The sequence below is a fragment of the Pseudomonas sp. NY15374 genome, from assembly GCF_048068255.1.
GTDB lineage: Bacteria > Pseudomonadota > Gammaproteobacteria > Pseudomonadales > Pseudomonadaceae > Aquipseudomonas > Aquipseudomonas machongensis.
On sequence record NZ_JBLUPZ010000008.1, the window covers coordinates 118,626 to 141,226 of the forward strand.

At 62.9% G+C, this 22,601-nt stretch carries 21 protein-coding genes and 1 pseudogene; 9 read left to right on the forward strand and 13 right to left on the reverse strand.

Annotation, left to right across the window (positions count from 1 at the left end):
* Positions 1–74: 74 nt before the first annotated feature.
* Positions 75–413 (reverse strand): hypothetical protein, encoded by a 339-nt coding sequence (locus ACNFHO_RS17725; RefSeq protein ID WP_054891267.1) that lies wholly within the window; start codon positions 411–413, stop codon positions 75–77.
* 161 nt (positions 414–574) lie between these two features.
* Here ACNFHO_RS17725 and ACNFHO_RS17730 point away from each other — a divergent pair, with 161 nt between their 5' ends.
* Entirely contained in the window at positions 575–1,396 is an 822-nt protein-coding gene (locus ACNFHO_RS17730; protein ID WP_416766968.1) for a shikimate 5-dehydrogenase, read from the forward strand.
* Between the two features lie 42 nt (positions 1,397–1,438).
* Here ACNFHO_RS17730 and ACNFHO_RS17735 read toward each other — a convergent pair whose 3' ends face one another.
* From ACNFHO_RS17735 to ACNFHO_RS17745, 3 genes are all read right to left on the reverse strand, one after another.
* On the reverse strand, positions 1,439–1,681 hold the full coding sequence (locus ACNFHO_RS17735) for a hypothetical protein (protein ID WP_063544787.1): 243 nt from the start codon (positions 1,679–1,681) through the stop codon (positions 1,439–1,441).
* Positions 1,682–1,779: 98 nt separating this feature from the next.
* A complete protein-coding gene (gene gloA / locus ACNFHO_RS17740; RefSeq protein WP_054891270.1) occupies positions 1,780–2,307 on the reverse strand; it encodes a lactoylglutathione lyase in 528 nt (175 codons plus the stop codon).
* Between the two features lie 227 nt (positions 2,308–2,534).
* A complete protein-coding gene (locus ACNFHO_RS17745) occupies positions 2,535–2,903 on the reverse strand; it encodes a histone-like nucleoid-structuring protein, MvaT/MvaU family (protein WP_416766969.1) in 369 nt (122 codons plus the stop codon).
* A gap of 353 nt (positions 2,904–3,256) precedes the next feature.
* Between ACNFHO_RS17745 and ACNFHO_RS17750 the strand changes: the two genes are divergently transcribed.
* On the forward strand, positions 3,257–4,546 hold the full coding sequence (locus ACNFHO_RS17750) for an OprD family porin (RefSeq protein WP_416766970.1): 1,290 nt from the start codon (positions 3,257–3,259) through the stop codon (positions 4,544–4,546).
* Between the two features lie 65 nt (positions 4,547–4,611).
* Positions 4,612–5,361 (forward strand): precorrin-6A synthase (deacetylating), encoded by a 750-nt coding sequence (gene cobF / locus ACNFHO_RS17755; RefSeq protein ID WP_416766971.1) that lies wholly within the window; start codon positions 4,612–4,614, stop codon positions 5,359–5,361.
* A gap of 8 nt (positions 5,362–5,369) precedes the next feature.
* On the opposite strand, the gene ACNFHO_RS17760 is transcribed toward cobF, so the two are convergent.
* The gene (locus ACNFHO_RS17760; protein WP_063544790.1) at positions 5,370–5,720 is read right to left on the reverse strand and encodes a response regulator; all 351 of its coding nucleotides are present in this window, start codon (positions 5,718–5,720) and stop codon (positions 5,370–5,372) included.
* 260 nt (positions 5,721–5,980) lie between these two features.
* On the opposite strand from ACNFHO_RS17760, the gene ACNFHO_RS17765 reads away from it, so the two are divergent.
* The 5 genes from ACNFHO_RS17765 to ACNFHO_RS17785 are packed head-to-tail and all read left to right on the forward strand — an operon-like array spanning position 5,981 to position 12,480.
* A complete protein-coding gene (locus ACNFHO_RS17765) occupies positions 5,981–9,448 on the forward strand; it encodes a response regulator (RefSeq protein WP_416766972.1) in 3,468 nt (1,155 codons plus the stop codon).
* On the forward strand, positions 9,445–10,266 hold the full coding sequence (locus tag ACNFHO_RS17770; RefSeq protein WP_063544792.1) for a CheR family methyltransferase: 822 nt from the start codon (positions 9,445–9,447) through the stop codon (positions 10,264–10,266). Before ACNFHO_RS17765 ends, ACNFHO_RS17770 begins: the two co-directional genes overlap by 4 nt.
* Positions 10,263–10,838 carry a chemotaxis protein CheB gene (locus tag ACNFHO_RS17775; protein ID WP_063544793.1) on the forward strand — a complete coding sequence of 192 codons (576 nt, stop codon included), beginning with the start codon at positions 10,263–10,265 and terminating at the stop codon, positions 10,836–10,838. Before ACNFHO_RS17770 ends, ACNFHO_RS17775 begins: the two co-directional genes overlap by 4 nt.
* Positions 10,832–12,058, forward strand: a complete 1,227-nt coding sequence (locus ACNFHO_RS17780) for a hybrid sensor histidine kinase/response regulator (RefSeq protein ID WP_063544794.1) — start codon at positions 10,832–10,834, stop codon at positions 12,056–12,058. Before ACNFHO_RS17775 ends, ACNFHO_RS17780 begins: the two co-directional genes overlap by 7 nt.
* A gap of 44 nt (positions 12,059–12,102) precedes the next feature.
* Complete coding sequence (locus ACNFHO_RS17785; RefSeq protein WP_054891278.1) at positions 12,103–12,480, forward strand: response regulator; 378 nt, start codon at positions 12,103–12,105, stop codon at positions 12,478–12,480.
* A gap of 6 nt (positions 12,481–12,486) precedes the next feature.
* Here ACNFHO_RS17785 and ACNFHO_RS17790 read toward each other — a convergent pair whose 3' ends face one another.
* From ACNFHO_RS17790 to ACNFHO_RS17805, 4 genes are all read right to left on the reverse strand, one after another.
* Positions 12,487–13,119, reverse strand: coding sequence for a LysE family translocator (locus ACNFHO_RS17790; protein ID WP_054891279.1), 633 nt, complete (start codon positions 13,117–13,119; stop codon positions 12,487–12,489).
* A 105-nt stretch (positions 13,120–13,224) separates the two neighbouring features.
* The gene (locus tag ACNFHO_RS17795) at positions 13,225–14,379 is read right to left on the reverse strand and encodes a cysteine desulfurase family protein (protein ID WP_416766973.1); all 1,155 of its coding nucleotides are present in this window, start codon (positions 14,377–14,379) and stop codon (positions 13,225–13,227) included.
* A gap of 159 nt (positions 14,380–14,538) precedes the next feature.
* Positions 14,539–15,582: a hypothetical protein gene (locus ACNFHO_RS17800; protein ID WP_125929799.1), complete on the reverse strand. Its 1,044-nt coding sequence runs from the start codon at positions 15,580–15,582 to the stop codon at positions 14,539–14,541.
* A 93-nt stretch (positions 15,583–15,675) separates the two neighbouring features.
* Positions 15,676–16,614 carry a LysR family transcriptional regulator gene (locus ACNFHO_RS17805; protein ID WP_054891282.1) on the reverse strand — a complete coding sequence of 313 codons (939 nt, stop codon included), beginning with the start codon at positions 16,612–16,614 and terminating at the stop codon, positions 15,676–15,678.
* A 142-nt stretch (positions 16,615–16,756) separates the two neighbouring features.
* Between ACNFHO_RS17805 and ACNFHO_RS17810 the strand changes: the two genes are divergently transcribed.
* Entirely contained in the window at positions 16,757–17,986 is a 1,230-nt protein-coding gene (locus tag ACNFHO_RS17810) for an acyl-CoA dehydrogenase (RefSeq protein WP_416766974.1), read from the forward strand.
* A 23-nt stretch (positions 17,987–18,009) separates the two neighbouring features.
* Here ACNFHO_RS17810 and ACNFHO_RS17815 read toward each other — a convergent pair whose 3' ends face one another.
* The 4 genes and pseudogenes from ACNFHO_RS17815 to ACNFHO_RS17830 all read right to left on the reverse strand — a co-directional run.
* Positions 18,010–19,095, reverse strand: coding sequence for a TerC family protein (locus tag ACNFHO_RS17815; protein WP_416766975.1), 1,086 nt, complete (start codon positions 19,093–19,095; stop codon positions 18,010–18,012).
* Between the two features lie 150 nt (positions 19,096–19,245).
* Positions 19,246–20,271, reverse strand: a complete 1,026-nt coding sequence (locus ACNFHO_RS17820; RefSeq protein ID WP_063544799.1) for an ABC transporter substrate-binding protein — start codon at positions 20,269–20,271, stop codon at positions 19,246–19,248.
* Between the two features lie 122 nt (positions 20,272–20,393).
* Complete coding sequence (locus ACNFHO_RS17825) at positions 20,394–21,149, reverse strand: methyl-accepting chemotaxis protein (RefSeq protein WP_371105596.1); 756 nt, start codon at positions 21,147–21,149, stop codon at positions 20,394–20,396.
* A gap of 102 nt (positions 21,150–21,251) precedes the next feature.
* Positions 21,252–22,538, reverse strand: a pseudogene (locus ACNFHO_RS17830) (HAMP domain-containing protein); the annotation flags it as partial.
* Positions 22,539–22,601: the final 63 nt, after the last annotated feature.

The window sequence follows — 22,601 nt, forward strand, 5'->3', positions numbered from 1 at the left end:
TACGCAGCAGCCGACGCTGTTTGAAATCAACTTGCTCGATAGTGGTCATTACTTTTTTCAACGACAAGTGCAGGTCACCAGCGCGGCGGGCCGTAGTACACCGGCGGCGGGCCGTAGTAGCGGCGATACACTGGCGGCGGCGCGGGTACATAGCGCTCGACGACATAGGGCTGGTAATACACCGGCGGCGGTGGCGCCTGCACATAGACCGGAGGCGGCGGATAATAGGCCGGTTGGCGCTCCACATAGACGGTGCGGTCATGGCCGCCGGATACTGCTGCCCCGACCACGGCACCGACCACGGCTGCACCGAGTACAGGGCCTGGGCCCCAACCGCCGCCATGGGCGGCTGCCTGCCCGCTGACGGCCAGTGCGCCGACCAGCAGGGCGATTCCGGGGATGAGACGGTTCATGAATGAATCCTCGCGATAACCCCACACTTGGGGCTTATCAATAAGACCGCGAAATCGGTAAAGAGAGCACAGGTGCAAGGTAAAGGTTGTGTAAGGGGCGATTGACGGTCAGGTCTGGTACGCTCGCAGAAACGATTCAGTCATCAACGACAGGAGCAGATATGGCGATTGCACCCAGCAGGGACACGACACTGTGCATTTCCCTTGCCGGACGTCCGGGCACTTTCGGCGTGCGTTTCCACAACCACCTCTATCAACAGTTGGGGCTGGACTACTACTACAAGGCCATGACCACCCAGGACCTGCCTGCGGCAGTGGGTGGCATCCGCGCCCTGGGTATCCGCGGATGCGGTGTGTCCATGCCCTACAAAGAGGCGTGCATGGCCCTGGTGGACGAGATCGATCCCTCCGCGGCAGCCATCGAGTCGGTGAACACGCTGGTCAACACCAACGGTCACTTGAAGGCCTACAACACCGATTACCTGGCTGTGCGCCAACTGCTGGAGTCGCACCAGGTCGATCCGGCCACCGCCTTTGCCCTGCGCGGCAGCGGCGGCATGGCCAAGGCGGTGGCCAGTGCGCTGCGTGACGCAGGTTTCCGCGAGGGCCTGATCATTGCCCGCAACGAGCAGGCCGGGCGGCAACTGGCAGATACCTGCGGGTATCGCTGGCAGCGCGAGCTGGGCGACCTGTGTCCGCCGATGCTGGTCAACGTGACCCCCATTGGCATGGCCGGCGGGCCGCAGGCGCAGGAGCTGGCCTTCCCACGTGAGGCGGTCGATGCTGCGCAACTCGTATTTGACGTAGTGGCCATGCCGGCGATGACCCCGCTGATCGTTCTCGCCCAGGAGCTGGGCAAGCCGGTGATCACTGGGCTCGACGTGATTGCGTTGCAGGCGCTGGAGCAGTTCGTGCTGTACACCGGTATCAGACCGACCGTAGAGCAAGTGGAGGCCGCGGTCGCTTACGCCCGTGAAGCCTGAACGGTTGCCATCACGGGGATCCCCGTGATGGCTTGAATGCCCTCAGAACACCCTCTGCCCTTTATCCAGTCGCTCGTCCACCAGGGCGCGGCCGTGCGCCAGAGAAACGTGCTGGGCGTTTTCCAGGTCGGAGAAGAACTTCATGGGCATCGACAGGCGCCTGCTGGTATGGCCTTCGGGATCGGTGATCAGGCAGCCGGCGGCGTAGGGCAGGGGAGAATCGGGGTGGGGCATCACACTGGCGGTGATGGTGTGCTCACGGTACTCACAGTGAAGGGTTTGCATCGTCCTTACCTCGCTGTGCTGGTTTGGAAGCGCTCACCTCTATGTACCACAGCGTGGGGCCGGAAGTTCCCGGCCCCGACGAGCGTGACCTGCTGCGGTCAGCCCTTCAGTTCGGTCGGCTGGATGACTTCGACCCAGTAGCCATCCGGGTCCTTGACGAACGCCAGGTGGTTCATGCGGCCATCCTGCAGGCGTTTCTGGAAGGGCACCTCCAGCGCTTCGAAGCGTGCACAGGCCTCACGTACGTCCGGCACCGAGATGCAGATGTGGCCAAAGCCGCGCGGATCGGTGTTGCCGTTGTGGTAGGCGAACTCGGCATCGCTCTCGGTGCCGTGGTTGTGGGTCAGCTCCAGCACGCCTGGAATGGATTTCATCCACTGGTGGCGTGCGGCGTCATCGGCAGGAATCTGCGCCGGGTCGACCAGGGCCAGGAAGTACAGGCTGAACTTCGCTTCGGGGAAATCGCGCTTGTCTACCAGGCGAAAGCCCAGCACGCGGGTGTAGAAGTCCAGCGACTTCTCGATATCCTTGACCCGCAGCATGGTGTGATTGAAGACGAATTTTGCGGTAGCGGTGTCGGGCTGGGCGGTGACGCCGGGCAGGGTTTGCAGATCGTTCAGGCTCATGGGGGCTCCAGAGACAAGGCCGGCGCAGACCGCGCCGACGGTGAAAACAGGACGGCCATGATACGGCAGTGAAGCGATTGCGCAAATGAAAGCGCCCTGCACGAAGGCAGGGCGCTGGAATTAGAGGCCCGCATGTGCGGGCGCGTGATGGGGTCGCTAGTCCTTTAGCTGGTTCGATACTCGCCCAGCCGATGTGAAAAAACTGTGAAGCAGGCGTGGATGTTTCATCAGCGTACCCAGGATTCCACCGTGGCCGCACCGTACTGTTCCTTCCACGCTTTCAGGCCACGGTGGTTGCCACCCTTGGTCTCGATCAGCTCGCCGGTGTGCGGGTTCTCGTAGACCTTGACCACGCGCGGACGGCGTTGCTGCTTGGCGGGGCTGGTCGAGGTTTTCGCGCTGGCTTTCACGCCCTTGGGGTCAAGGATCGCGACAATGTCACGCAAGCCCTTGTCATAGCTTTTCATCAGCCCGAGTAGTTTCTGCTCGAACTCGATCTCGCGTTTAAGGCTGGCGTCCTTTTTCATTGTCTCCAGTTGCGCGATTTGCTCCTGAAGTGCTTTTTCGGCCGCACGAAACTCTGCAAGTCTGGACACTTTCATCACTCCTGTCAGTCGGCCGTGGCATGGCGTGACGAACATGCAACAGTAATAAACGCCGGCCACGCGGATGGGTGAAACTGTTCGCTGAACAAGAGTGTAGACGTGGCCCAGTGTTCGGTAAACCTCAAACTTTTAGCGGCAAGTAAGGAACTTTCTGGGCGTCACGAACCGCAAACTCAGTGCGCTTTCCAGGCCTCTGCAACAGCTTTCATACCATGGTCCAATGGCCCGACTAGAGCGCCCGCGTGAAAATGGCGCGTCGTCTTCGTTTAATGTTGAGTGCCTCGCGGCATGTGTGCCCGATAGTGCATCGGCATGTTTCTCGCCTCTTCTGGATGTTCCCCTGCATGTGCTCTCCCTTTCCTCTCGCCCCTGGCCGCAGTATTGCCGGCCTGTCCTTGTTGTGCGCGGCAGCCGGTGCGCAGGCCGATGGTTTTTTCGAAGACAGTCACGCCAAGGTCGAGGCGCGCAATGTCTATTTCAACCGGGACTTTCGTGACGGCCACAGCAGTTCCGCCCAGGGTGCTTCCAAGCGCGAGGAATGGGCGCAGGGTTTCATTCTCGATGCCCGTTCCGGCTACACCGACGGCACGCTCGGGTTCGGTGTCGATGCGCTGGGCATGCTAGGTTTCAAGCTCGATTCCAGCCCCGCCGACAGCAACAGTGGTCTGCTGCCCTCAAGTGGGCATGACCCGCGCCATTCTGCCGATCAATACGCCAAGCTGGGCGTGGCGGCAAAGATGAAGGTGTCCCGGACGGTACTGCGTTATGGCGCGATGATGCCGGACGTGCCGCTGCTCAAGTACAACGATGGTCGTCTGCTGCCCACCATGTTCCACGGTGCAATGCTGACGTCCGAAGAGTTGCGCGACCTGAAGTTCACCGTGGCCCGTCTGGACAAGTACACCGCGCGAGACTCCAGTGATCGCCAGGATATTCGCGTGCACTGCAAGAACAAGCGTTACGCCTGCGATATCCAGGCCGACCACTTCGATCTGGCGGGCGTCGATTACCGCGTCAATGATCGCCTCAGTGCCCAGTACCAGGTGTCGAAGCTCGAGAATATCTACCGCCAGCACTTCCTCGGGCTGGTCGCCACGCAACCTTTGGCGGTGGGCGCGCTTTCTGCGGACCTGCGCCTGATCAAGAGCGACGATATCGGCAACGCACGCGCCGGTGAGATCGAGCACCGAGCGTTCAGCGGCATGCTCGGCTACAGCCTGGGCGGGCACAAGTTCAGTGCCGGCTGGCAACGCATGTATGGCGACAGCGCCATGCCTTATCTGGATGGCAGCAACCCTTATCTGGTCAATTACGCTCAGGTCAACGACTTCGCAGCCGCTGGTGAGCGTTCCTGGCAATTGCGGTATGACTACGATTTCAAGGCGTTGGGCATTCCTGGCTTGAGCTTCTTCACTCGCTATATCAACGGTGATCATATCCAGGTGCCGGGCAGCAGCGCCCAAGGCAAGGAATGGGAGCGTGACAGCGAACTCAAGTACCAGGTCCAGAGCGGCACCTTCAAAGATCTCAGCGTGCGTCTGCGCAACTCCACGTATCGCAGCAACTACGAACGATGGGCGCGTGACATGGACGAGACACGGGTCATCGTCAGTTACAACTTCGCGGTGTTCTGACGCACTTTGCCAAATACCCCTGGGCGATGAACAATGATCGGCGGTACGGGCAGCGAGGCAATGCCATGAAGCAACTTCTGTTGATCGGTATAGGCCCGGGCGACCCCCGTCAGGTCACTTTCGAGGCCGTCGACGCGTTGCGCCGCGCCACGGTGTTCTTCGTGCTCGATAAAGGTGGCGACAAGCATGAGCTGTTGCAACTGCGTAAACTCATGCTCGAGCGCTATGTCCCCGAGGGTGGGTATCGCCTGGTGCAACTGGAGGATCCGCGGCGGGACGGGCAGCACCAGGACTATGTCGGTGCGGTGCAGGACTGGCACCGCGCGCGCGCAGCCCTGTACGCCCGCATGCTCGAGGATGAACTGGCGGACGACGATATCGGCGCCTTCCTGTTGTGGGGCGAGCCGGGGCTGTATGACAGCACCTTGCGCATTCTTGACCTGGTGCGCGAGCGCGGGGCGGCGCTGCAGCTTGAAATCATCCCTGGGATCAGCAGTGTCCAGGCCTTGGCCGCGCGACACCGGATCGCGCTGAACCGCATTGGCGAACCCCTGATCGTACTGCCGGCGCGGCGCCTGGCCGAGCAGGCAGTGATCGACAACGTCGTGGTCATGCTCGATGGACAGTGCGCATTCACCGCGCTGGGCGACCCGGGCCTGACGATCTACTGGGGGGCTTATCTGGGAACGGCAGACGAGATCCTGGTGGCGGGCAAGCTGGTGGAGGTCAAGACACAGATCGTGCAAGTGCGCGAGGACGCGCGGCGGCGCAAGGGCTGGATCATGGATACCTACCTGTTGCGCCGTGAGAGGTGAGGCCCGCGTCAGGGCGTCCCGAGGATTTCCACGACCTTATCGCGCAGTTGGTCGATGCTGAATGGCTTGCCGATCAGGTGCATGCCCTCGGGGACATTGACGTTCTCGGCGTAGCCACTGGCGAACAGCACCGGCAGCAGCGGCCGGATTTCCCGGGCTTTGGCGGCCAGCGCTTCGCCGCGCATGTCAGGAAGGCCGACATCGGTCATCAGCAGCGACAGGGGTTGCGTGCCATCCTCGAGAATCCTCAAGGCTGTGGTGGCGTCCTGCGCCTCGATGGTGGTGTAGCCCAATTCGTCGAGCACGTCGACCATCAGCATACGAACGATGTCGTCGTCTTCGACTACCAGAAGGTGCATGGTTTGAATCCTGTCACGTAAGGGAAATGTCTTTACTCTGTGCCTGTTGCACAGGCAGAAGTTCCGTCAGGATAGCGGCCCCTGCAATCGGATGGAACGATTGGCTGCGGATAGCTTCAAATACTGGCTAAATGCCCTGTCAGATCAGGCAAAGCTGGTTAGACTCGCACCAGGTGCGGGGGTGGCAGCGGCATACAACAATGACTGAATGTAGTGGCCACACACTGTTCAATGGACTTATTTCGCTCGGGCGTTATCAGATGATTCAAGCAGCCTCCATGGATCAACGCAGTTTTCGCAAGCTGCTGAGCCGTAACGTCGGCCTCCCGTTGGGTGTCGGCCTGCTGGGCGCCGTCGCCTTCGTTGCGGTGATCAACTATTTGCTCTCGGCCATGCAGTGGGTCGAGCACACCGATCGGGTGATTGGCAATGCCAACGAAACGGTCAAGCTGTCGATCGACATGGAAACCGGCATGCGCGGTTTTCTGATCACCGGCGACGAGCGCTTCCTCGACCCCTACGAGGTGGCCAAGCCGAGAATCTTCAGCAGTCTGGACAGCCTGCGTGGCATGGTCCTGGACAACCCACCGCAGGTCGATCGCATCGACCGGCTGGTGGCCCTTCAGCGTGCCTGGAACGAGTTCGGTAGCGAACTGATCAAGGTGCGCCGCGACCAGGGCGATTTTCGCGGCATAATCGGCAATGGTCGCGGCAAGCGCATCACTGACGAGATCCGCAAGGAATTCGACGACTTCGTTGCCACCGAGCAGCAGCTGCGCATGGCGCGCAACGAGAAGGTCAGCACGGTCACCATCACCGCGATCAGCGCATTCGTGCTGTTCATCGTCGGCCTCAGTGCGCTGCTGGCCTACTTGGGGCGGCGTGACCTGTTGGCGCTGTCCGAAAGCTATGTCAACAACCTGCAGGCGCAGCAGCGTTCGGCCGAGCGTCTGGAACACCAGGCCTGGTTGCGCAACGGGCAGACCCAGTTGGGGCAGGAGGTCATTGGGCAACTGACGCTGACCATGCTGGGGGACAACATCTTGCGCTTCTTCGCCGGCTACTTGGGTAGTGTGGTCGGTGCACTGTATATCCGTGACAGTCATGGGCGCCTGGTGCGCGTGGCCAGCTATGGGCTCGATGCCGAACAGCAGGGGCGCGAGCAGGTAATGGCCGAGCACGATGGCCTGCTGGCCCAGGTGGTGCGCGAGCGTCGCGTGCTGCGTCTGGATGACCTGCCGCAGGATTACTACCGGCTGAGCTCCGGCCTGGGCAGCGGGCTGCCGCGCAGTGCCTTGCTGGCGCCGGCCAGTGACAACAACCAGGTCAATGGCGTACTCGAACTGGGCTTCCTGCGACCGCTGCAGGAGCGTGATGTCGAATTGCTGGAACGGATCAGCGAAAACCTCGGCATCTCCCTGGAGAGCGCGCGCTATCGCCAGCGCCTGCAGGAAGTGCTTGCCGAAACTCAACAACTGAATGAAGAACTTCAGGTCCAGCAAGAGGAGCTCAAGACCGCCAACGAGGAGCTTGAAGAGCAGTCGCGGGTGCTCAAGGAGTCCCAGGCCCACCTGGAGACCCAGCAGGCCGAGCTCGAGCAGACCAACGAGCAACTGGCCGAGCGCACCGTCGCCCTGGACCGCAAGAACAGCGAGCTCAATGCTGCGCAAGTGGAACTGCAGGCGCGTGCCGAGGACTTGCAGCGTTCCAGCAAGTACAAGTCCGAATTCCTCGCCAATATGTCCCACGAGCTGCGCACGCCGCTCAACAGTTCGCTGATCCTGGCCAAGCTGCTGGCCGAGAATGGCGAGGGCAACCTCAGCCAGGAACAGGTCAAGTTTGCCGAGTCGATCTATTCGGCTGGCAACGATCTGCTCAACCTGATCAACGATATTCTCGACATCGCCAAGGTCGAGGCGGGCAAGCTCGAAGTGCGTCCTGAGACCACCCAGATGGTGCGCCTGGTCGAAGGACTGCGCGGCATGTTCCAGCCGCTGGCCGATGACAAGGGCCTGAGTTTCGAGGTGAAGCTGGAGTCGCAGGTGCCGGCGACCCTGTTCACCGACCGACAGCGTCTGGAGCAGATCCTCAAGAACCTGCTGTCCAACGCCATCAAGTTCACCGAGCGTGGCCAGGTGAGCCTGAACATCAGTCATCAGGTCGGCATGGGCATCGTCTTTGCCGTGCGTGACAGCGGCATCGGTATCGCCGCCGACCAGCAACAGGCAATCTTCGGTGCTTTCCATCAGGTCGACGGCACCAGCAACCGCCGCTATGGTGGCACCGGTCTGGGCCTGTCGATCTCACGCGACCTGGCGCACTTGCTCGGTGGCCAGATCAGCGTCGACAGCAGTCCCGGCCAGGGCAGCGTGTTCAGCCTGATCATTCCCGAGCGCTACGAATCGGTGGATGGACAGGAAGAGGCCCACAGCCTGCGCCCGACCCTCGATCAGTTGCCGCCGCCACCGCGCGCGCTGGCTGCACCTCAACAGCCGCTGCCGATTCCCGCATTTGCCGACGATCGCGAGCAGGCGCCGTTCGCCAATCGCTGCATCCTGGTGATCGAGGACGAGCCGAATTTCGCCCGGATCCTCTACGACCTGGCCCATGAACTGGGCTACAACTGCCTGGTCGCCCATGGCGCCGACGAAGGCTTCGCCCTGGCGGCACAGTACGTGCCTGATGCCGTGCTGCTGGACATGCGTCTGCCCGACCATTCCGGGCTCACTGTGCTACAGCGCCTCAAGGAGCAGGCCAACACCCGGCACATCCCCGTGCACATCATCTCGGTGGAAGACCGCGTCGAGGCCGCCATGCACATGGGCGCGGTGGGCTACGCGGTCAAGCCGGCGAGCCGCGAGGAGCTCAAGGAGGTGTTCAACCGCCTGGAAGCCAAGCTGACGCAGAAGCTCAAGCACATCCTGTTGGTGGAGGACGACGACCTGCAGCGTGAGAGCATCGCCCGCCTGATCGGCGACGACGACATCGAGATCACCGCCGTGGCCATGGCCCAGGAGGCCCTGGAGCTGCTGCGCGAGAACATCTACGACTGCATGATCATCGATCTCAAGCTGCCCGACATGCTCGGCAACGAGCTGCTCAAGCGCATGACGGCCGAAGACATCCGCAGCTTCCCGCCAGTGATCGTCTACACCGGGCGGAACCTCACCCGCGAAGAAGAAGCCGACCTGCTCAAGTACTCGCGTTCGATCATCATCAAGGGCGCGCGCTCGCCGGAGCGTCTGCTCGACGAAGTGACGCTGTTCCTGCACAAGGTCGAGTCGCAACTGTCCCACGAGCGCCAGCGCATGCTCAAGACCGCGCGCAGCCGCGACAAGGTGTTCGAGGGGCGCAAGATCCTGCTGGTGGACGACGATGTGCGTAACATCTTCGCCCTGACCAGTGCCCTGGAGCACAAGGGCGCTATCGTCGAGATCGGGCGCAACGGCCGGGAAGCGCTGGAGCGCCTTGAGCAGCACGATGATGTCGACCTGGTGCTGATGGACGTGATGATGCCGGAAATGGACGGCTATGAAGCGACCCGGCTGATCCGCCAGCAGCCCCGCTGGCGCAAGCTGCCGATCATCGCCGTGACGGCCAAGGCCATGAAGGATGACCAGCAGCGTTGCCTGCAGGCGGGTGCCAACGATTACCTGGCCAAGCCGATCGACCTTGATCGCCTGTTCTCCCTGATCCGCGTCTGGCTGCCGCAACTGGAGCGAATTTGACTAGCGAACGCAACACCGATATCGAGATCCGGCTGCTGATCGAGGCGATCTACCTCAAGTACAGCTACGACTTCCGTGACTACTCAGGCGCGTCGATCAAGCGCCGGATCCTCCATGCCCTGCGACAGTTCGACTGCCGTACCGTGACTGCGCTGCAGGAGCGGGTACTGCACGACCCGGGCATGTTCATGCAGTTGCTGCAATACCTGACGATCCCGGTCAGCGAGATGTTCCGCGACCCCGACCACTTCCTCGCCTTGCGCGAGGAGGTGGTGCCGCTGCTGCGCACCTGGCCCTCACTGAAGATCTGGATCGCCGGTTGCAGCACGGGAGAGGAGGTGTACTCCATGGCCATCCTGCTGCGCGAGGAAGGGTTGCTGGAGCGCACCATCATCTACGCCACCGACATCAACCCCAGCTCGCTGGAGAAGGCCAAGCAGGGCATCTACTCGATGCAAAGCCTGCGCGAGTACGAGGAGAACTACCGCAAGGCCGGAGGGCGGCGCGACTTCTCCGAGTACTACACTGCTGCTTACGGCAACGCCATCATGGACAGCAGCCTGCGTGACAACGTGACTTTCGCCGACCACAGCCTGGCCACCGACAGCGTGTTTTCCGAAACCCAGTTGGTGTCATGCCGCAATGTGCTGATCTACTTCAACAAAGACTTGCAGGACCGTGCCCTGGGGCTGTTCCACGAGTCGTTGTGCCATCGCGGCTTCCTGTTCCTGGGCAGTAAGGAATCGGTGGATTTTTCGGCCTATAGCGACCGCTTCGAGCCTTTGGTCAGGCCCGAGCGGATCTACCGCAAGACATGAACGGCGTGCGCGCAGTGGTCATCGGCGCCTCGGCCGGTGGCGTCGCGGCCTTGTTCGAGGTGCTTGGCGGCTTGCCAGAGGGCTTCGCCCAGCCGGTGCTGTGTGTGCTGCACCTGCCGGATGACCGCCACAGCCAACTGGCCGAGGTGCTGCAGCGCCGGTTGCATCGCCCGGTGCGCGAGGCTCGTGACAAGGAACGGATCGAGGCCGGGCAGATCTATGTTGCAGCGCCCGGTTATCACCTGTCGGTGGAGCGCGACCTGAGCCTGTCGCTGAGCCAGGAGGCACCGGTACACTTTTCGCGCCCGGCGATCGACTTCCTTTTCGCCTCGGCTGCCGATGCCTATGGCGAAGGGCTGCTCGGCGTGCTGCTCACCGGTGCCAACGAAGATGGCGCCGAGGGCCTTGCCTACATCAAGAAGTGCGGAGGCCGGACCGTGGTCCAGGACCCCCGCGACGCACAGGTTGCGCTGATGCCGGAGGCCGCACTGGCCCTGCATCGCCCCGACCATATTCTTTCTCTGAGCGGTATCGGGCAGTTGCTCGCCACCCTGGAACCCAGCGCATGCTAAGCCACATCATCGCCAAACTGCTGATCGTCGACGATCTGCCGGAAAACCTGCTGGCCCTCGATGCCCTGATCCAGGGTGAGGACCGTGAGGTGCACCGCGCCCAGTCGGCCGAGCAGGCCTTGTCGCTGCTGCTCGAGCACGAGTTCGCCCTGGCCATCCTCGATGTGCAGATGCCGGGCATGAATGGTTTCGAGCTGGCCGAGCTGATGCGCGGCATGGAGAAGACCAAGAACATTCCGATCGTCTTCGTCAGCGCTGCTGGCCGCGAGATGAACTATGCCTTCAAGGGCTACGAGAGCGGCGCGGTGGACTTCCTGCACAAGCCGTTGGACACCCAGGCGGTCAAGAGCAAGGTGTCGGTGTTCGTCGACCTTTATCGCCAGCGCCAGGTGCTCGGGCGTCAGTTGGAAGCGCTCGAGCGCAGCCGGCAGGAGCAGGAGCAACTGCTTGCCCAGCTGCAGGTGGCACGCAGCGAGCTGGAGCGTGCGGTGCGCATGCGCGATGACTTCATGTCGATCGTTTCCCACGAAGTGCGCACGCCGCTCAACGGCCTGATCCTGGAGACCCAGCTGCGCAAGATGCATTTGTCGCGGGGCAACCTCGCGGCGTTCAGCGAAACCCACCTGCATGCGATGGTCGAGCGTGACGAACGGCAGATCAACAGCTTGATTCGGCTGATCGAGGACATGCTCGACGTGTCGCGCATCCGCACCGGCAAGCTGTCGATCCGCCCGCGGCTGTTCGACCTGTCGCAGTTGGTGCGCGGCCTGGTGGAGAACTTCTCGGCCCAGGCAACGGCGTTGGACACCCACATCGAGCTGCAACGCTGCGACGCGCTGCAGGGGGAGTGGGACGAGTTCCGTATCGAGCAGGTGCTCGCCAACTTGCTGTCCAATGCCTTGCGCTATGGCGAGCGACGCCCAGTCCAGGTGCGGGTGTTCGAACAAACCGGCATGGCCTGTGTGCAGGTCCAGGATCACGGCATCGGCATCAGTGCCGCCAACCAGCAGCGGATCTTCCAGCAGTTCGAGCGGGTTGCGGCGCACCAGGCCAGTGGTGGATTGGGGCTTGGCTTGTATATTTCCGAGCAGATCGTGCAGGCCCACGGTGGACGAATCCAGGTCGAGAGCCAAGAGGGGCAGGGTGCGACGTTCAGCATCCTGCTGCCGCTGGCGACGGCCGATCAACAAAGTGACCAGGCGCAGGCAACCTCTGTGTGACCTGGTGGTCAGATGGCCAACTATTTGAAATTCAAGGCGTTGTCATGAGCGAAGATGCACAAGATGTGGTGCTGGTGGTCGAGGACGAACCGGTCATCCGGATGATCCTGCGCGACTACCTGGCGGGCGAGGGCTATCACGTGCTGGTGGCCGAGAATGGTGAGCAGGCGTTCGCGATTCTGGCGAGCAAGCCGCACCTGGACCTGATGGTCACGGACTTTCGCCTGCCAGGCGGGATTTCCGGGGTTGATATCGCCGAGCCTGCGGTCAAGCTGCGCCCGGACCTCAAGGTGATCTTCATCAGCGGCTATCCCGCGGAGATCCTCGAGTCTGGCAGCCCGATCGCGCGCAAGGCGCCGATCCTGGCCAAACCGTTCGACCTCGACACCCTGCATGAACAGATCCAGGCATTGCTCAGATAACGCGCCTTACACCGCCTTGGTGCTGAGCAATCGCACACCCAGCCCGATGAACAGCGCACCGGTGGCGCGTTTGAACCAGGCTGCCAGGCGCGAGGCCTTCAGGCGCTGGCCGAAGCGGTAGGCGGTGAAGCAGTAGAACGAATGCACCAGCCCGACGATGGCCGCGATACTGATGAACATTGCTGCGAACTGGCCGAAGATTGGCCGGCCAGGTTCAAGGAATTGTGGCAGGAAGGCGCAGAAGAACACCAAGGTCTTGGGGTTGCTCGCCGACACCAGGAAGGCTTCGACACCGATCCGCCATTTCGCGCGCGGCGCTACCGGGGGGATCTCGCCTGCGGGCAGCTTGGGCTTGTCCCGTGACAGCAACTGACGCAGGCCCAGATAGATCAGATACCCCGCACCCACCAGCTTCAATGCCAGAAATGCCGCCGGCAGCGAGATCAACAACGCACCGACGCCCATCGCCACACCGCTGATCAGCAGCAACTGCGCACTGAGGTTGCCCAGCAGCGTCATGCCCATGCCGGACGGGCCGTAACGCAGGGCGTTGCGTACGGTCAGCAGGACGTTGGGGCCCGGGGTGAGCGAGGTGATCAGGTAGGCCAGGGAAAACGTCAGCCAGAGATGCAATGCCATGGAGCGCGGTCCTTCGCAGGGGAAAGCGCCAAGATGCCAGTAATCGGGGCCGGATGCCATGGCAATGGGTTTTTCTTCACTGTCCGTACCTGACAGAAGACGTCGCTACCAGAGCGCCACGGCGCCCGCTGCAATGACCCGCCCGAACACCTCGAGCGCCTTGTCCACATCAGCCTCGGTGCTGTAGCGCCCCAGGCTGATGCGTACACTGCTGCGTGCCTGCTGCTCGCTCAGCCCCAGGGCCAGGAGCACGTGGGATGCGGCGTTACTGGCCGAGTTGCATGCCGAGGTCGTGGAAATGGCCAGTTCGCTCGCCAATGCCGCACTGCTGAAGCCCTTGGCCTCGATGCACAGGTTCAAGGTCTGTGGGATGCGTTGTTCGGCACAACCGTTGAGGCTCACACCCGGCAAGGCCAGCAGGCCGTCACGCAGGCGTTGCGACAGTGCCTTGATCCGCTCGTGCTCGCTTGCGGCCAGGGCGCCGGCCAGGGCGAAAGCACTTCCCATGCCGACGATCTGATGCCCCGGCAGCGTTCCGGAACGCAGCCCGCCTTCATGGCCGCCACCATGTATCTGCGCCTGCAGGCAGGGGCGCGCGCGGCTGCCGACATACAGCGCGCCAATGCCCTTGGGGCCATAGACCTTGTGTGCGGAAAACGACATCAGGTCGACGGCTTGGCGCGCCAGATCGATGCTGACCTTGCCCACGGCCTGGGCGGCATCCACATGCAACAGTGCGCCGTGTGCGCGTACGCATTCGCCGACCCGGCTGAAGTCGGTGGTGGTGCCCAGCTCGTTGTTGACCGCCATCAGCGATACCAGGCGGGTGTCGGCACGGAGAGCGGCCTGGACGGCTTCGGGCTGTATCAGCCCCTGTGCATCCGGCGCCAGCCTTGTGACCGTCCAGCCCTGGCGCTCCAGTTCGGCGACCGTGTCGAGCACGGCTTTGTGTTCCAACTGGCTGGTGATCAAGTGACCGGGCTGGCCGCCGCCCTGGGCGATGCCCTTGAGGGCGAGGTTGTTCGACTCGGTGGCACCGGACGTCCATACCAGCGATTCGGGCGCCGCGCCGACCTGTTCGGCGACCTGGCGACGGGCCTGTTCCACCAACTCGCGGGCGGCCTGGCCGAAGGCGTGACCGCTGGACGCAGGATTGCCGAAATGCGCCTGGCGGCCCATGCAGGCCAGCATGCTTTCGATGACCCGGTCATCGACTGGGGTGGTGGCGGCGTAGTCGAGGTACAGCGGCGAGTTGTGCATGGGTGGGTCCGTGCGAGCAGAGGCTGAAGAATGATGTGAGCATGCTAGGGGAGCCGCGAGGGAAGAAGTTTTTCTTGTTTTCGCCTTTCTCAGTGTTCAGTAGAAATATTTTTCTCCTTGAGGTCAGCCAGAAGAAAACTATTCTGGCTGACCGTTGCATCAAAGCCTCCAGCACCCTTCGAAGCGTTCGCAAACGCCGTATTGCCGGTCAAGCTGCGCCATGGCCCGCAGGTGTTCGAGCTTCGCTTCAGCGGTGATCTGGCGGTAAACCCGCGCGTAGTAACGGCTCATGTCGCGCATGCGAACCTCGCGGCTATTGTAGCGGTTACCCAACTCCAGACCCGCCCAGATCTGCAACTGCTGGTCCTGCACGCTGTTGAGGTACTTGCGGTTATTGTCGCGGAATCTGGCCTGGGCGAGGGGCTTGACCTGGCCAAGGGCTTGCTCGAAATGCTGCAGATTGGCGCGGTACTGGTCCCAGTAGGCATCGGGCAGCGTGGCATTGCCCAAGGCCTTGCGACGTTCGGCGATCTGCTGATCGGCCGGAGGTTGCTGCAGGTTGCCGGCTTGCAGTATGTCGATCACTGCGCCGGACGAGGCCAGGCTGTCATTGATGAGGCTTTCGATCATCGCGCTGCGTTGCACGGAGGCAGGCAGCGGAGTGGGCGGTAGCGGGAACAGCGGCGAGGTGCCGCTACAGCTTGCCAGGGGCTCATCGTTCAGCGGGTAGGGGATGCGTACATCCTTGCCGTCGATGCGTTGCAGGCGGGTGAGTTGAAGCATGCAGTAACCGTCGCTGCGGTCGACGCTCACTTCGTACTCCGAACCGGCGGCGGGGGTGAAGGTGACCCCGATCGAGCAGGGCGCGCCACCGGTGCTCAAGGTGTTGACAAACAGATAGAGTGGTTGGTCGGGCTCCAGGCGGATCTCCAGGTAGCCACGGGTGTCGGCGGTGGGCGGCACGCGCATGTCGGCGCGACGGCGAGTGTCTCTGGCCAGGAAGTTGTTGAGCAGGCCGGTGGTGCTGCCCTCGCATCGGGGACCCCGGTAGACATCCAGCGTCGAGTTGGAGGTGTTGGAGACGTAGCGCAGTTTTGCCGCGTCAGTGCGGCTGCTGTCCTGGTAGGTGCCGTTGAAGCTGCAGGCGCCGAGCAGTGCGCAAGCGGCAACCAGAGTGATGGAGCGTGCTGCGGTGGCGAGCATGATCGTCCTTGAGCGTTGGGTGAGGGCGGCGCAGATGCTAGAGGTGATAGCACCGTTCGTCCAGTGTGCCATCATCGAATGCACCGCCTTCGCTCAGTCGGCAGCGGCCTGCGCGGCAATCTCTCGCTCATCCTGCGCCACCACCTGCTGGCACAGTTCGATGATCTGCTCGCGCATCCAGCGGTTGGCCGGGTCCTGGTCAGTGCTTTCATGCCAGTACAGGTGCGTTTCCAGTGGCGGGACTTCTACCGGCAGCGTCAGGTAGCGCAACTGATGGCGGCGTGCGAAACGCTCAGGGACGGTCATCACCATGTCGGTCTGCTGCAGCACCTGCGAGGCCATCAGGTAGTGCTGGGAGCGCAGCGCGATCTTGCGCTGCACGCCCATCTTGCCCAGTGCCAGATCGACGTAGCCCAGGCCGTTGCGACGGCTGGAAATATGGATATGGGTCATGCCCAGGTAGCTGTCGAGGGTCAGCTTGGCCTCGCCCAAGGGGTGGCCTTGGCGCAAGGCACAAACATAGCGGTCCTGCATCAGCTTGACGTGGCGCACCTGTGGATCGGTGTTCAGCGGGGCATCGACAGCGAAGTCCAGGCGACCTGCGGCCAGCTCCTTGGTGGTCTCGCGCCGCTTGCACAGGAAGCTCTCGATCACCACGCCCGGCGCCAGGCGGCGCAAACGCTGGAACAGCAGCGGCAGGACCACCGCTTCGGTGAGGTCGGTCATGCTGATGCGGAAGGTCTTGCTGGCCTGCTGCGGATTGAAGATCCGGCTTTCCTGCACCGAGGTACGCAGCAGGGCCAGGGCATTACGCACCGGGCCGATGATGTTCTGTGCCATCGGTGTCGGCACCATGCCTTGGGCGGTGCGCACGAACAGCGGGTCGTTGAAGGTTTCGCGCAGGCGTGACAGGGCATTGGATACGGCAGGCTGAGTGATGCCGACGATCTGCCCGGCACGGGTCAGGTTGGCTTCGGTGTAGATGGCGTCGAAGACGATGAACAGGTTGAGATCGACCTTGCTGAGGTTCATAAGGGCGCCACGTGTTGTTGATGTTATTCGCCGATCATATATCGGTTATGAATGTTAATACACGCCGAAAATAGACTAGGTGGATTGACCTGCACTGCTCTAGGCTCTGCTGCATGTTCTTCATTCCGCAAAGGTAGCCCAGATGGATTTCGCCTATACGCCCAAGGTCCAGGCTCTGCGCGAGCGCGTCACTGCGTTCATGGACGCCTATGTCTATCCCGCCGAAGCGGTGTTCGAGCGCCAGGTTGCCGAGGGTGACCGCTGGCAGCCCACCGCGATCATGGAGGAGCTCAAGGCCAAGGCCCGGGCCGAAGGGCTGTGGAACCTGTTTCTGCCTGAGTCCGAGTACGGCGCGGGGCTGACCAACCTGGAGTACGCACCGCTGGCCGAGATCATGGGGCGCTCGCTGCTGGGGCCAGAGCCGTTCAACTGCTCGGCGCCGGATACCGGCAACATGGAAGTGCTGGTGCGTTATGGCAGCGAGGCGCAGAAGCAGCAGTGGCTCGAACCGCTGCTGCGTGGCGAGATCCGCTCGGCCTTTGCCATGACCGAACCTGATGTGGCTTCCTCCGATGCCACCAACATGGCTGCCACCGCCGTGCGTGATGGTGACGAGTGGGTAATCAACGGACGCAAGTGGTGGACCTCCGGCGCCTGCGACCCGCGTTGCAAGGTGATGATCTTCATGGGGCTGTCCAACCCCGATGGCCCGCGCCACCAGCAGCATTCGATGGTGCTGGTACCTACCGATGCGTCCGGGGTGAAGATCGTTCGCCCGCTGCCGGTGTTCGGTTACGACGATGCGCCCCATGGTCATGCCGAGGTGCTGTTCGATAACGTGCGCGTGCCTTACGAGAACGTCATCCTGGGCGAAGGGCGTGGTTTCGAGATTGCCCAGGGGCGCCTGGGGCCGGGACGTATCCACCACTGCATGCGTTCGATCGGCATGGCCGAACGTGCCCTGGAACTGATGTGCAAGCGTGCGGTAAGCCGCACCGCGTTCGGTCGGCCGCTGGCGCGGCTGGGCGGCAACGTCGACAAGATCGCTGACTCGCGGATGGAAATCGATATGGCGCGCCTGCTGACCCTCAAGGCGGCGTACATGATGGACACCGCCGGCAACAAGGTGGCGCGTAGCGAGATTGCCCAGATCAAGGTGGTGGCGCCGAACGTCGCGCTCAAGGTGATCGACCGCGCTATCCAGATTCATGGTGGTGCCGGTGTCAGCGGCGACTTCCCGCTGGCCTACATGTATGCCATGCAGCGCACCCTGCGCCTGGCCGACGGGCCCGACGAAGTGCATCGGGCGGCGATCGGCAAGTACGAGATCGGCAAGTATGTGCCCAAGGAGATGCTGCGCGGCGGGCAGTAAGCCCGCTGGGCAGGTGCTTGCGGTCAAGGACCTGTGTGATTCGTGGTAGAGGCCGTGGATGACCTCGGCGCAGCGTCGCCAGCGGTAGCTTCGGCCTTGCTCGGGCTGTCCTGGGCCAAGGCAGGTTCTTGCCCTTCGCTGCCTCGGGTCTTGAACAGCGACAGCACCACGCCGCCCAGCAGCAACCCGAATGTCACGCCCAGCGACAGCAGCGCCGGCACCTTGCCCACCAACCCGTGGTAGAAGATCTTGCAACCGATGAAGATCAGCACCAACGCCAGAGCGTACTTGAGGTAGACGAAGCGGTGCATCAAGGCTGACAGGGCGAAGTACAGCGAGCGCAGGCCGAGGATGGCGAAGATGTTCGAGGTGTAGACGATGAACGGGTCCTGGGTGATGGCGAAGATCGCCGGCACGCTGTCGACGGCAAATACCAGGTCGGCCAGCTCGATCAGCACCAGGGCGAGGAACAGTGGGGTGGCGTAACGTAACGCCTTGCTCTGGCCGGGTGGTGTGAGACGGACGAAGAAGTGCTTGCCGTGGATCTGGTCAGTGACCCGCATGTGCCTGCGCACGAAGCGCAGCACCGGGTTATTGGCCAGGTCCGGATGGCTGTCTTCCCTGGAAAGCGCCATCTTCACCCCGGTGAACAGCAGGAACGCACCGAACAGATAGAGTACCCAGGCGAAGTTCTGTACCAGCGCGGCGCCCACGCCAATCATGATCGCACGCAGGACTACCACGCCGAGGATGCCCCAGAACAGCACGCGGTGCTGGTAACGGCGAGGGATGGCGAAGAAGCTGAAGATCATCGCCATGACGAACACGTTGTCCATCGACAGCGACTGCTCGACCAGGAAGCCCGTGTAGAACTCCAGTGCCGACTGGGCGCCTAGCTCGTACCACACCCATACCCCGAACAGTACGCCCACGCTGAAGTAGCCCGAGTACAGCAGCAGGCTTTCGCGCATTTCGATTTCGCGTTCCTGGCGGTGCAGCACGCCCAGGTCGAGGACCAGCAGAGCGATGACGATGGTGACGAATACCAGCCACAGCCAGGTGCTGGTGCCGAGCAGGGGTGTTGTGAGGAATGTCTGCAGAGCTGTCATGAGCCCCTCCTTGATTGTCGACGTTGCATGGCAACAGTGATTCCGACATGGCGGCGCAAACCGTCAGAGGGGCCCGGCATCACATGGGTGTAAGCCTAGTCCATGGAGTGCCGGAGCCAAGGGGGAGGGGTGTTACATTTCTTTGCCTGATCACGGTTTCCCGAGCGCGTCGCCGACTTTCTGCGCCACTGCGGGCGGCATCCAGGCTTTCCAGACCTGCGGATGCTCGCGCAGGAATACCTTGGCCGCCTCCCGCGGGTCCTGGCGTTTCTCGCTCATGATGGCCAGGGCCTGGTTGAGGGTGTCGATCGGCAAGTCGACCTTTTCGAACAAGGCCACCAGGTCCGGGTATTGGGTCTTGAAGGCCTTCGACACACCAATCGACAGTTTGGCGGGCAGCGAACTGCTGCCACGTGGGGCGGGGTTGGCCGGGTCGGTCAAGGTGGCCCAGGCCTGGGCGTCATAAGGGGGCTCTTCCAGGCGCACGAAATCGAAGCGGCCCATCAGTGGCGTCGGGCTCCAGTAATAGAACAGTACCGGTTGACCACGGCGAACAGCCGAGCTGACCTCAGCGTCGAGGGCGGCGCCTGAGCCGGTGCGGAAATTGCTGTAGAGCCCATCGAGCCCGTAGGCCTTGAGCTTCTGGCTGTTGACGATCTCTGAAGTCCAGCCGCTTGGGCTGTTGAGGAAGCGACCCTTGGTCGGCGCCTCGGGATCTTTGAATACCTGCGCATAGCGCTTGAGGTCGGCGACGCTCTTGAGTTCTGGCGCCAGCGGCTTCAGGTTGCGCGCCGGGTCGCCTTCGATTACGTATGCCGGCACATACCAGCCTTCGACTGCGTTCTTCACGGTGTCGCCCAAGGCGAACACCTCGCCCTTTTTCTCGGCCTCGACCCAGGCCGGGCTGCGTCCGGCCCATTCCTCGGCGATCACTTGCAGGTCGTTTTTCGCCAGCGCGACTTCCATGCTGACGGTGCTGCCGGGGAGGGTATCGGTGGGGTAGCCGTAACCGTTCTCGACGATCAGGCGCAGGATTTCGGTGGTCAGGGCGCCGCTTTCCCAGCCAATGGCGCCGAACTGGATGGGTTTGGCTGACTCGGCGCGTGCGGCGCTGTCGGTACTGGCCAGGCCCAGCGCAAGCATCAGGCCGGCCAGCAAGGTTGGAATTTTCTTCATGATGGCCTCGTCGATTGCCAATTCGTGGGGTCGGGCAAAGTGTAGACGACGAGGGCAGTGGCTTGGTTCGGCGGCTGGCGCCGATCCCTGCGCGATGCCAGGCTGGCACCGCGCAGGCGTGTTCAGACCCGGAACTGGTCCATCAGCCCCTGCTGCTGGTTGGCCAGGCTGTTCAGCGACTGGCTGACCCGCGCCGACTCATTGGCCTGACCTGACAGCGATTCGGTCACGTCGCGGATGGTGGCCACGTTACTGTTGATCTCTTCGGCCACCGCGCTCTGTTCCTCGGCGGCCGAGGCGATCTGCAGGTTCATGTCGCTGATCACGGTGACCGCCTGGCCGATGCGCTGCAGCGCGGTGACCGCTTGGCCGACCTGCTCCACGCCGCCCTGGGCCTGACGATGACTGCTGTCCATGGCGCCAACCACCTCACGGGTGCCGGCCTGCAGCGACTCGATCACCTGGCGGGTCTCTTCCACCGACTCCTGGGTACGCCGCGCGAGGTTGCGGACTTCGTCGGCGACCACTGCGAAACCACGCCCGGCTTCCCCGGCGCGCGCGGCCTCGATGGCCGCATTGAGAGCCAACAGGTTGGTCTGCTCGGCGATGGAGCGAATCACCTCCAGCACCGACCCAATCTTCTCGCTGTTTTGCGCCAGCCCCTCGACCTGGGCCATGGCGCTGCTCATGTCGGCGGCCAGCGCATCGATGCTGTCAGTGGTCCGATCGATCACGGCCAGGCCTTCGCGGGTGGCCTGGTCGGCATCGCGCGCGGCTTGCGCTGCCTGGGCCGCGCTGCGGGCGACGTCCTGGGCGGTGGCGCTCATTTCGTGGGAGGCGGTCGCGACCTGGTCGACCTGGCGGTACTGCTGCTCCATGCCCGCGCTGGTTTCGCTGGCGATGGCAGCAGACTGGTCGGCCGTGCCGCGTGCTGCCTGCACCGAGCGTTTGACCTCGGCGATGGTGGGTTGCAGTTTGTCGAGGAAGCGGTTGAACCAGCCGGCCAGCTCACCCAGTTCGTCGCGCTTGTCGTAGTTCAGGCGACGGGTCAGATCACCTTCGCCGCTGGCGATATCCTTGAGCATCGCTGCCACACCGAGGATCGGCCGGGTCACCCCGCGCGCCATCAGCCACACCGCCAGCAGGCCGGCGATCGCCGCAGCCAGGCCCAGGCCCAGCTCGAGCAGGGTGCCGCTGGTGTTGAGCACGTCGAGTTCGCGCTTGAGCGCGTCGGCAGGGCCGGTCAGGGCGCTTTCCGGTACGTCGAGCAGCACCCCCCAAGGCTTGCCGCCGGGAATCGGTGCGAACGCGGCCAGTACCTTCAGGCGTTGCTGGTCGTGGAGCACCTGCAGCTTGCCGGCGGTCAGCTTGCGCACCAGCTCGGCGCCCTGGCGGGTATCGACCTGGTCGAAGCGCTCGGCCAGCTTGCCGGCGTCCGGGCTGTAGCCGGCCAGCAGGCCCGCGGGGCTGAGGATGCCGACCTTGGTGCGACCTTCGTACAGGCTGCGGCTGGCGTCTTCGCTCAGGGCCTGCAAGCTGTTCAGGTTGGTGTCGATGGACAGGGTACCGATCACCTTGCCGTCCACCATCAGCGGGAAGACGATGCTGGTCATCAGCACTTGCTGGCCAGCGATCTCATAGAAGTAGGGCTCGATCACGCAGACCTTGCCGGTGCTGCGCGGGCAGGCCCACCAGGTATTGGCCGCCTCGCCGCTGGGGCCGATCTGGGTGTTGGCCATATCACGCTCGGGCAACGCCATGGCGGTCAGCTGGCCCGCGCGCGGCTGCGACCAGTACAGGGCGAAGCGCCCGGTTTCGTTGCTGCCAAGCTCGGCGAGGCCGCTGAACAGTTTGTCCTTGCCGTCCAGGGCGTTGGCTTCGAATACCAGCGAAAGGCCGAGCAGGTCGGGGTTGGCCTGCAGCGCGGCGCGGACCTGGGCGGTCATGTCCTGGCGCAGGTCGTGGGCGTCGATGAAGCGCTTTTCGGCCTGTTCGCGCAGGAACAGAACCTGGCGTGCGAAGCCGGCACCGTACTGGTACGCGTCCATGAACTGACGGCGAATGCTCAGGGCCTGGACCTCGCCTTGAGATTCGATGCGGGCCTGGGCGGATTCAGTGAGCATCTGCGAGCTGCTGGCTTTGACCAGATCCGAGCTGTGGTCCATGCGATACAACGAGAGGCCGACGAGCAATGTGACGATGCTGGCCAGGCACAGCCCGGCGAGCAGGGTGATCTTCCATTGGATGGAAAGTTGACGCAACGGCATGGTTTACATCCCTTGTAATAGTAGAGCTGGGGCTGACGACTGTTTCGGCGGAATCGGGTTTTT